The 9,957-nt window shown below is 66.7% G+C and carries 10 protein-coding genes; 8 read left to right on the top strand and 2 right to left on the bottom strand.

Going from position 1 to position 9,957, the window contains the following annotated elements:
• Positions 1-64: 64 nt before the first annotated feature.
• Positions 65-1,876 (bottom strand): AMP-dependent synthetase/ligase, encoded by a 1,812-nt coding sequence (locus WAW17_RS09475; RefSeq protein ID WP_422332727.1) that lies wholly within the window; start codon positions 1,874-1,876, stop codon positions 65-67.
• A gap of 182 nt (positions 1,877-2,058) precedes the next feature.
• On the opposite strand from WAW17_RS09475, the gene WAW17_RS09470 reads away from it, so the two are divergent.
• From WAW17_RS09470 to WAW17_RS09445, 6 genes are all read left to right on the top strand, one after another.
• Positions 2,059-2,442: a polyketide cyclase / dehydrase and lipid transport gene (locus WAW17_RS09470; protein ID WP_422332726.1), complete on the top strand. Its 384-nt coding sequence runs from the start codon at positions 2,059-2,061 to the stop codon at positions 2,440-2,442.
• A gap of 161 nt (positions 2,443-2,603) precedes the next feature.
• Positions 2,604-3,041: an SRPBCC family protein gene (locus WAW17_RS09465; protein ID WP_422332725.1), complete on the top strand. Its 438-nt coding sequence runs from the start codon at positions 2,604-2,606 to the stop codon at positions 3,039-3,041.
• A gap of 14 nt (positions 3,042-3,055) precedes the next feature.
• Positions 3,056-4,273 carry an ArsA family ATPase gene (locus WAW17_RS09460; RefSeq protein WP_422332724.1) on the top strand — a complete coding sequence of 406 codons (1,218 nt, stop codon included), beginning with the start codon at positions 3,056-3,058 and terminating at the stop codon, positions 4,271-4,273.
• The gene (locus WAW17_RS09455; RefSeq protein ID WP_422332723.1) at positions 4,270-4,698 is read left to right on the top strand and encodes a hypothetical protein; all 429 of its coding nucleotides are present in this window, start codon (positions 4,270-4,272) and stop codon (positions 4,696-4,698) included. The genes WAW17_RS09460 and WAW17_RS09455 overlap by 4 nt, the downstream gene beginning before the upstream one ends.
• Before the next feature lie 34 nt (positions 4,699-4,732).
• On the top strand, positions 4,733-5,764 hold the full coding sequence (locus WAW17_RS09450) for an ROK family protein (protein ID WP_422332722.1): 1,032 nt from the start codon (positions 4,733-4,735) through the stop codon (positions 5,762-5,764).
• Positions 5,765-5,873: 109 nt separating this feature from the next.
• A complete protein-coding gene (locus WAW17_RS09445) occupies positions 5,874-6,623 on the top strand; it encodes a lysophospholipid acyltransferase family protein (protein ID WP_422332721.1) in 750 nt (249 codons plus the stop codon).
• 9 nt (positions 6,624-6,632) lie between these two features.
• Here the strand turns inward: WAW17_RS09445 and WAW17_RS09440 are convergent, their stop codons facing one another.
• Positions 6,633-7,937, bottom strand: a complete 1,305-nt coding sequence (locus tag WAW17_RS09440; protein WP_422332720.1) for a glycosyltransferase 87 family protein — start codon at positions 7,935-7,937, stop codon at positions 6,633-6,635.
• Positions 7,938-8,004: 67 nt separating this feature from the next.
• Here WAW17_RS09440 and WAW17_RS09435 point away from each other — a divergent pair, with 67 nt between their 5' ends.
• Positions 8,005-8,496, top strand: coding sequence for a polyadenylate-specific 3'-exoribonuclease AS (locus WAW17_RS09435; RefSeq protein WP_422332719.1), 492 nt, complete (start codon positions 8,005-8,007; stop codon positions 8,494-8,496).
• Positions 8,497-8,538: 42 nt separating this feature from the next.
• Entirely contained in the window at positions 8,539-9,924 is a 1,386-nt protein-coding gene (locus tag WAW17_RS09430; protein WP_422332718.1) for a class II 3-deoxy-7-phosphoheptulonate synthase, read from the top strand.
• Positions 9,925-9,957 lie beyond the last annotated feature (33 nt).

The following is a 9,957-nucleotide window of genomic DNA, read 5'->3' as shown; positions in this document are numbered from 1 at the left end:
TGCCTGAACCACCCGTGAGTACTTGTCAACCGCCCGCGGTTGACAAGTACTCACAGGCGGGGACTTATCCGGCGTAGATGGCGTCGATGTCGTCGGCGAAGCTCGTGTGCACCACGTTGCGCTTGAGTTTCATCGTGGGAGTGAGTTCGCCGGTCTCCTCGCTGAAGTCGACGGGCAGGATCCGGAACTTCTTGATGGCCTCGGCATGAGACACGAGTCTGTTGGCTTCCGCGATGGCGTCTTCGATTTCCGCGGTCAGATCGGGATCGGCCAGCAGGCCCCCGACCTCGGTGTTCGCGGGTTTGCCGTTGCGTTCGTTCCAGGCGGGCAGCGCGTCGGCGTCGATGGTGATCAACGCGCCGATAAACGGCTTCTGGTCGCCGACCACGATGGCCTGGCTGATCAGCGGATGGGCGCGCAGGTGGTCCTCGAGCTGGGCGGGGGAGACGTTCTTCCCGCCCGCCGTGACGATGATTTCCTTTTTGCGGCCGGTGATGGTGATGTACCCGTCGGAGTCGACCGAGCCGAGGTCACCGGTGTGGAACCAGCCGTTCTCGATCGCTTCTGCGGTGGCCTTCTCGTTGCGCCAGTAGCCGTTGAAGACGACCGGACCCGACAACAGGATCTCGCCGTCGTCGGCGATACGAACAGAGTTGCCGGCCAGCGGCTTTCCGACCGAACCGACCTTCTGCTCGCCGATCGTGTTGACCGCGAAGGCCGCCGACGTCTCCGTCAGTCCGTAGCCCTCGTAAATGGTGATCCCGATACCGCGGAAGAAGTGGCCGAGCCGGGCGCCGAGCGGTGCTCCGCCCGAGATCGCGAGCTGGCACTTGCCGCCGAGGGCCGCGCGCAACTTGGAGTACACGAGCTTGTCGAAAAGTGCGTGCTTGGCCTTGAGCACCAGCCCGGGTCCACCGGCATCCTGTGCCTGGCTCCAGGCGACGGCGGACTCGGCGGCGGCGTCGAAGATCTTTCCCTTGCCTTCGCCGTGTGCCTTGGAGCGGGCACTGTTGTAGACCTTCTCGAATACGCGGGGGACCGAGAGAATGAAGTCGGGCTTGAATTCGCCGAATGTGGGAACGAGGTTCGGGATGTCGCTGGTATGCCCGACTGCGGCACCGGCATCGAACGACGCGATGCTCACCGCGCGCGCCAGGACGTGCGCCATCGGCAGGAACATGAGGGTTTTGACGCCGGGGGTCTTCAGCAGATCGCCCAGACTCGACGCGAGGATGCCCTGCGACTCGGCCATGAGGTTGGAGTGTGTGAGCTGGCAACCCTTGGGGCGCCCGGTGGTGCCGGAGGTGTAGATGAGCGTTGCCGGATCGGCGGACTGCAGTGCCGCGACCCGCGCCTGCACCTCGGCATCGGGAACCTCGGCGCCCAGCGCGCTGAGTTCCTCGACCGCGCCGCGCACACCGTCGTGTGCCTCGATCTGATACACGCCGCGCAGATCGGGCGCCGCGGCGGCGACCTCTTTCACCGTGGCGGAGTGTGAGGCGTTCTCGACGACCAGTTCGATGGCCGCGGAGTCCTCCAGGATCCACCGGACCTGATCTTCGGACGAGGTTTCGTAGATCGGGACGGTGACGCCGCCCGCCGCCCAGATGGCGTAGTCGACGAGCGGCCACTCGTAGCGGGTGGCGGACATCAGTGCCACGCGGTCACCCTGCTGCACGCCCAGCGCGATGAAGCCCTTGGCTACCGCCGTCACCTGTGCAGCGAACTCGGCGGCCGTGACGTCGATCCAGGTCGTGCCGGACCCGCGCTTGTACACGACATGGGTGGGGTCGGCGGCCGCACGAGAGAACACCGAGTCGACCGTGGACGCGTCCTCCGGGATCGTGAACGATTGGGGTGCGCTGAACTCAGGCACGAAAACCTCCGACACTGAAAAATACTGACGAGTAGGATTGTCTGATTCAACTTTAGACCTTCTCGTGCGGCGGCTGCGTTCAGCCCGCGGGCGGGGCGAATTGTCACATTCGCCCCCGACGGTCACCGCCTGTTCCCGGACTCCCACCGTGACCGCGGACCGCGATATGTGAAGCTAGTCGCGTGAGCAGCATTCAGGTCGCCGACCAGACGTTCGTCGCGGCCCCACCTCAGAAGATCGCCGCAGCGATCGCCTCGCCCGGTCGCTGGCGCCGGTGGTGGCCCGACCTCGCCCTGTCCGTGCGCGAGGATCGCGCCGAGAAGGGCATCCGCTGGACCGTGGACGGTTCTCTGACCGGGACGATGGAGGTGTGGCTCGAACCTGTCCTCGACGGTGCGATCGTCCATTACTTCCTGCACGCCGAGCCGGTGAGCGCCGCAGATTCGGGCCGCCGGACCGATCTCGCGACGGCGAACCGCCGCCGGCGCGTCGAGGGGAAAGTGATGTCCTTCGACGTCAAGCGGGAACTCGAGGCAGGTCGCCCGGCCGGAGAACCGCCGGCCTGAGTCGGGCGGGCGCTGTACAGCGTGCACTAGTCACGATCGGCATTGTGTCCGAACGCCGAGATCGTGTGTGATAGTCGGGCACGACAGGATAAGACGGAACGGAAAAGAATGCGGACCCCGATCCCGGACGGGCTCGCGACGCGAAAGGAAGCGTTCACTCCATGCCCGAGAGGACCAAGAGGTCGATCAGTATCGAGGCGCCCGCCGCCCGGGTGATGGACGTGATCGCCGATTTCGACGCGTATCCGGCGTGGGTGACGGCGGCGAAATCCGTTGAGGTGCTGGATGCGGGCCGTGGCGGCCGGGCCGATCGGGTGCGGTTCGTCCTGGATGCCGGGATGGTGAAGGACAACTATGTTCTCCGGTACGCCTGGGCGGCCGACGGAATGTCCGTGAGCTGGGAACTCGAGTCGGGGGAGATCCAGAAAGCGCAATTCGGCTCGTACGTGCTCGAGCACGAGTCGGGCGGCGGGACGACGGTCACCTACGAGCTCACCGTCGATCTCACGATTCCCATGATCGGGCTGTTCAAGCGAAAGGCGGAGAAGGCCATCACCGACACCGCTCTCAAGGAACTGAAGAAGCGGGTGGAAGGCTGATCAGCGAGGATCGTGTGCCGGCGCGGGTCCAGTTCTTCATCGGCAAAGGCGGTGTCGGGAAGACGACGCTCGCAGCCGCGACGGCCCATGCGGCTGCCGGTTCCGGACATCGGACGCTGCTCGTCTCTCTCGACCAGGCGCACTCTCTGGCGGACGTGCTCGGGACCGCTGCCGGCACGGAGATCGTGTCGACGGGACCCGGCCTCGACGTTCTCGAACTCGATACGCTCGCGCTCCTCGAGGACCGGTTCCGGGAGCTGACGTCGGTTCTCACCGCCGCAGGCAACCATGACCACGGTGCCGAGTTGTCGGCACTCGAACCGGAGGAGTTGACCGGCCTCCCGGGGGTGCAGGACGTGCTGGGACTGCGAGAGGTCGCGCGGTGTGCGACCGAGGGCCGGTACGACGTGGTGATCGTCGACTGCCCGCCGACCGCAGACGCGCTGAGGACGCTGTCCGCGCCGGCGATGGCTCTCGATTATCTCGAGCGAGTGTGGCCGCAGCATCGCAGGGTCGCCGCTCTGCTGGGCTCGGATCCGCGTCTCGTCATGCTCGTCTCCTTGATCGAGCAGGTGGTCTCCGCGGTGGGTGAGGTGCGCGCACTGCTGACGAACCGCGCGAAAACCACTGTGCGGCTGGTGACGACACCGGAGCGTGTGGTTCTGACGGAAACCCGGCGAATTATGACCATCATCGCGCTGTCCGGCATGTGCATCGATGCCATCCTGGTGAACAATCTTCTGCCGCAATTCGATTCGGAGGAGGGCGACAGCCCGGGTGTCGCCTGGCTGGTGCGGCAACGTGCACTGCAACAGCGTGTGCTCGCCGAACTCGAAGCGATGGCAGGCCGGACGACGGTGCTTCGGGTCACTCGCACAGTGACCGAACCGGTAGGGTGGGCCGATCTCGGGGACATCGCTCGCGAGTTGTACGCGGACGACGTGGACCCGACCGCGGTGCTGGGGAAGAACCCACCCGCGGTGCGGGTGGAGCTGGAGTCGGGAGTCGGGGTGGATTCGGTGTACACGATGCGGATGTACTTGCCGCTCGTGAACCCGGCGACGCTGACGTTGGGTCGAGTGGAGGACGATTTGGTAGTGGGGGCAGAAGGAGCGCGCCGCCGGGTGCGTCTCGCCTCGGTCCTGCGCCGGTGCGTCGTCGCCGGCGCCGAACTCGACGGCAGCGATCTCGTCGTTCGTTTCACGCCCGATCCGCAGGTGTGGCCGGTATGAACGACGACCACGCACAACTGGTGGCGGAACTGCGCGCCCTGGCGGAGAGTGCGCTGGACCGCCTCGAGCCGCTACTGCAGCGGGCGGCCTCGCCCCGGGCTGCGGAGGACACCGTCCCGGCGGCGGCCGGGCCCGATACCGACCCGGCGGCGGCCGGGCCCGGCACCGCCTCGTGGTCGGGGTGCACCTGGTGCCCAGTCTGCGCGCTGGCCGCGGTGATTCTCGGCGAGCAGCACGACCTCGTGACTCTTCTCGCGACGCAGGCTTCCGTGCTGGTGACGGTGCTGCGGCAGATCCTCGACGAGCACGGCGCCCACGACTCGCCGGATCCGGGTGGTCCGCCGCCGTCGGGGGCAGAGCCTGCCGGTGCTCGGGCGAACGCGGGTGCGGGGTTTTTGCCGATCTCCGTGACCGTCAAACAGTGATGTTCGGCAGTACCATATTCGCCGGCGAAGCGGTATGGGCACAATCATGCCCATGATTCCCGGCGAGCACATCGACCAGGACGACAGCCGGGCGCTGACCATCGGGATCGACGTGGGTGGAACGAGCATTCGCGCCGCGGTGGTCGATGCGCAGGGAGAGGTACTCGACTCCCTTCAGTCGCCCACCCCGACATCGGCTCCGGCACTCGAGAACGGACTCGACCGGGCGGTGCGGGAACTTGCGCGGCGGCACCGAATCGGGGCGGTGGGCCTGGCGGTCGCAGGTTTCGTCACCCCCGACCGCACGACGGTACGGTTCGCGCCGCACCTGCCGTGGGTGGAGGCGCCGGTCGGGCGGGACCTGAGCGAGAGACTGGGTCTGCCGGTGATCCTCGAGCACGACGCCAACGCCGCCGCGTGGGCCGAGCATCGATTCGGTGCGGCGGCAGGTGGCGGGAACGTCGTCATGCTGGCGATCGGAACCGGCATCGGCGCTGCCCTGCTGACGGACGGACGACTCTATCGCGGGAGCCACGGTGTGGCACCGGAACTCGGGCATATCCAGGTGGTTCCCGGCGGCCGGGCCTGTGCCTGCGGTAAGCGCGGATGCTGGGAGCGGTACTGCAGTGGCACCGGACTCGTCGACACGGCGATCGAACTGCTGGCGGCGGATCCGGACGCGTCCACCGTGCTCGCGCGCGACGTGGCCGCCGATCCGGGTTCGTTGACCGGGCGGCGGATCGCGGGTGCCGCACAGGACGGAGATCCGCTGGCGTTGCAGACCATGCGCGACTTCGCGTGGTGGCTCGGGGTGGGTCTGGCGCTGATCGGCGATGTGTACGACCCGGACCTCATCGTGATCGCGGGTGGCGTCGCGGGCTCCGCGCCCCTGTTCCTCGACAGTGCCCGTGAACACTATGCGGCGCTCGCGACGGGCACCGGGCACCGGCCGCTGGCACGTATCCGGCCCACCCAGTTGGGGGCGGCCGCGGGGATGATCGGGGCAGCCGAACTGGCCAGGACGCTCCTGCCTGACGCATCGCTTGACACCTCCCGACCTGTGTAAACCCCGAAATGTGATCCTGCGCATCGCCTCGGGGCGTGTGTAGCGGCCCTCACCGGCCCGAAGTACAGTCGACGAGAACGAAGCTTGTTTTGCGAACGGGAGGGACGCCATGTGGTACTGGCTCTTCAAGTACGTGTTGGTGGGGCCGGTTCTCTGGGTTCTGGGTAGGCCGACAGTCGAGGGGATGGAGAACATTCCCGCCGAGGGTGGTGTCATCATCGCGAGCAACCATCAGGCCGTTCTCGATTCGTTCTTCCTACCCCTGCGCGTCCCGCGGCGCATCACGTTCCTCGCGAAGAGCGAGTACTTCACCGGCACCGGTCTCAAGGGTGCTTTCCAGCGCTGGTTCTTCTCCGCGGCCGGACAGGTTCCTATCGATCGCACCGGTGCAGACGCCGCGCAGGACGCCCTGAACGCGGGGTTGCGGGTTCTCGGGCAGGGCAAGCTCCTCGGCATCTACCCCGAGGGAACCCGGTCACCCGACGGCCGGCTCTACAAGGGCAAGACCGGCCTCGCACGGCTCGCACTCGAGTCCGGCGCCAAGGTCGTCCCGGTTGCGATGATCGGAACCCAGAAGGTCAATCCCATCGGCTCGAAGCTCTGGCGTCCGGCGAAGGTGGCCATCCGTGTCGGCGAGCCGATCGACTTCGCCCGCTTCGAAGGAATGGGCGGCAACCGCTTCGTGGAGCGGGCCGTCACCGACGAGGTCATGTACAAGCTGATGAAGCTCTCCGGTCAGGAGTACGTCGACATCTACGCCGCGACGCTCAAGAAGGCTCCGAAAGCTCCGGCGGATCCGGTGACGGCCGAACCGGACGCTGCCGATGTGGCGAGGCTTCCCGATACGCGAGCCAGCTGAAACCCGGGTCTACCCGACCGTCACGGTGTGGTCGTCGATACGCAGTGAGCCGTCCGCATCCGAAGGGGAAGTACGCATCCGGAACGCGAAGAGCGACACGATGATCACGAGCAGTCCCCACCACACGTAGGACGACGCCAGGAACTGGTCCCACAGACTCCAGCCGGTGCCGGACCAGCGTCCCGGGCCGAGTTGCCAGTGAGCGGCGACCTTCACCACGACCAGGCCCGCCACCGCGACGACGGCGAGGGGGACTATCCGACGGCGGTAGGCGACGATCGCCAGGGTGATGATGATCGGTACGGCCCACACCCAGTGGTGCGACCACGACACCGGTGAGACGAGAAGCCCGAGAACAGCGGTGAGTCCGAGGGTGAGCGCCGGCTCGCCCGCCCGCACGGCGCGGAACATCGCGACGAGCGCCAGCATGAGCACCAGCACGCTCAGCACGAGCCAGATCGGGGTCCGCATCTGCTCGCTCACCCCGAGCCGGGCGAGGACACCGGTGATGCTCTGGTTCGCAGGGTAGGCCGGGGTGCCGATCCGATCGGAGTCGAAGAGAGTCTGCGTCCAGTAGGTAACGGAGTCCTTCCACGTGGCCAGCGCCCCCAGCGCACTGAACACGACGAACCCGGCCCCGGTGACCACCGCGGCGCGAAAATCCTTGCGCACGAGGAAATACAGGATGAAGACGGCGGGCGTGAGTTTGATCGCAGCGGCCAGGCCGATCAGCAGACCCCGCGGCCACGGCGTCTTCTTCAGGAGACAGTCCGCTGTCACCAGCGCCATCAGGACGATGTTGATCTGCCCGTAGTCCAGCGTCGAGGAGACCGGCTCGAGAGCCATTGCTACGGCGAGCGCACCGAGTGCCGTCCACACCAGCGTGGTCCGCGGACGGACCCCGAGCGAGCTGAGAGTGACGACCAGCACCGAGAACAGCGCGAGCAGAGACAGCACCGTCAGAACGATTCCGGCCACATCCAGCGATACCAACGACAGCGGACTGAACACCACAGCCGCGAGCGGCGGGTACGTGAAGGGCAGGGAATTGCCCATCGCCGTGGCGGGCATCGCGCCGTACAGTGTCGGGCCGTCCAGGAAGACCGAACCGCCCAGCCGGTAGACATCGAGATCGAGACGGTAGTAGTTGCCGAAGTCGCGCAGGCCGGGGAACCCGAAGAGGTTGTAGGCGACGCCGACCGCGAGGCCGGCGATCACGAGTACCCGGACGAGCAAGCCGAGTGGTGCCCGCAGTGAGCCGAAACGGTCCGCGACGGGGGCGGCGGACTGTCGACCGTCGGAGGTTGCGCTCACAAGGCCTCCTTCACGAGGTGTGGGGTGGATCGGGCCGCCGCCGCCGGGTGAGGCATAGTTTGCGGGCGTGCGGTACTTCTACGATTGCGAGTTCATCGAGGATGGTCGCACGATCGACCTGGTGTCGATCGGGGTGGTAGCGGAGGACGGACGTGAATTCTACGCGGTGTCCACCGAGTTCGATTCGCACCGAGCCGGCAAGTGGGTGCGCCGCAACGTCCTGCCGAAGCTGCCGCCGCCGTCGTCGCAGCTGTGGAAGACTCGCTCACGTATCCGCGACGACCTGTATGCGTTTCTGATACCCCGTCCCGGAATCGTCCCCGAATTGTGGGCGTGGGTCGCCGCCTACGACCACGTGGCCCTCTGCCAGTTGTGGGGCGACATGACGGCACTGCCCCAGACCCTTCCGCGCTACACCCGGGATCTACGCCAGTACTGGGAAGACAACGGCTCCCCCCCGCTCCCACCTGCACCGGGAGATGCTCACGACGCGCTCGCGGATGCCCGTCACAACCTGGCGAAGTTCGAGGCGGTACAGGCGGCGCGATCGCTGAGGTGACCTGCCTCGCCAACGTTCGTTCCGAGCGAATATCCTGTATGGGTGAACTGGACTGTCGACGTACCGATCGACCGCTTGCCCGAACTTCCCCCGCTGCCCGCGGCGATGCGGGAGCAGCTCGATGCTGCGCTGGCCAAGCCGGCCGCGCAGCAGCCGCAGTGGCCCGAGGGGCAAGCGGCCGCGATGCGGACCGTCCTCGAGAGCGTCCCGCCGATCACGGTGGCCAGCGAGGTGGAGGCACTCCAGTCGAAGTTGGCTCAGGTTGCCCGGGGCGAGGCCTTCCTGCTCCAGGGCGGTGACTGCGCCGAAACGTTCGCCGACAACACCGAGCCGCACATCAAGGGCAACATCCGCACCCTGCTGCAGATGGCTGTCGTCCTGACCTACGGTGCCAGCCTGCCCGTCGTCAAGGTGGCCCGCATCGCCGGCCAGTACGCCAAACCCCGGTCCGCGAATGTCGACGCTCTGGGCCTGCCGTCCTACCGCGGCGACATGGTCAATTCGATCGTCGCCGCCGACGCAGTTCGCCAGCACGATCCGTCCAGGCTCGTCCGGGCTTACGCGAACGCCAGTGCCGCGATGAATCTCGTCCGCGCCCTGACGGGTGCCGGCATGGCCGACCTGCACAAGGTGCACGACTGGAACCGCGAGTTCGTGGCCTCTTCTCCCGCCGGCGCCCGGTACGAGGCCCTCGCCGCCGAGATCGACCGCGGCCTGCAGTTCATGAATGCGTGCGGCGTCACCGACCCCAGCCTGCAGCAGGCACAGATCTTCGCCAGCCATGAGGCTCTCGTGCTCGATTACGAGCGGGCCATGCTGCGTCTCGACAACGACGACGAACATCCCAAGCTGTACGACCTGTCGGCCCACTTCCTGTGGATCGGCGATCGGACCCGTCAGCTCGATGGTGCCCACATCGCGTTCGCCGAACTGCTGGCCAACCCCATCGGGCTCAAGATCGGTCCCAGCACCACACCGGAGATGGCCGTCGAATACGTCGAGCGTCTCGACCCCACCAACAAACCGGGCCGCCTCACCCTGATCTCTCGGATGGGCAACAACAAGGTGCGCGACATGCTGCCCGCCATCATCGAGAAGGTGCAGGCCACCGGGCACCAGGTGATCTGGCAGTGCGACCCGATGCACGGCAACACGCATGAGGCGTCGACCGGCTACAAGACCCGCCACTTCGACCGCATCGTCGACGAGGTGCAGGGATTCTTCGAGGTCCACAACGGTCTCGGTACCTACCCGGGCGGCATCCACGTGGAGCTGACCGGCGAGAACGTCACCGAATGCCTCGGTGGTGCCCAGGACATCTCCGACATCGACCTGTCCGGTCGTTACGAGACGGCCTGCGATCCGCGGCTCAACACCCAGCAGTCGCTGGAATTGGCGTTCCTCGTAGCGGAGATGCTGCGCGGCTGAGATGCTGCGCGGCTGAGATGCTGCGCGGCTGAG

This window comes from Rhodococcus sp. (in: high G+C Gram-positive bacteria) (assembly GCF_049286785.1).
GTDB lineage: Bacteria > Actinomycetota > Actinomycetes > Mycobacteriales > Mycobacteriaceae > Rhodococcus_F.
The sequence above is the reverse complement of the archived record's forward strand: the minus strand, read 5'-3'. Positions and strand labels throughout refer to the sequence as shown.

What these genes read in the sequence shown, in the direction of transcription:
- WAW17_RS09455 (WP_422332723.1), top strand. Translation starts at nt 4,270, where the DNA reads ATGAACGACGACCACGCACAACTGGTGGCGGAACTGCGCGCCCTGGCG.
- WAW17_RS09450 (WP_422332722.1), top strand. Translation starts at nt 4,733, where the DNA reads ATGGGCACAATCATGCCCATGATTCCCGGCGAGCACATCGACCAGGAC.
- WAW17_RS09445 (WP_422332721.1), top strand. Translation starts at nt 5,874, where the DNA reads ATGTGGTACTGGCTCTTCAAGTACGTGTTGGTGGGGCCGGTTCTCTGG.
- WAW17_RS09465 (WP_422332725.1), top strand. Translation starts at nt 2,604, where the DNA reads ATGCCCGAGAGGACCAAGAGGTCGATCAGTATCGAGGCGCCCGCCGCC.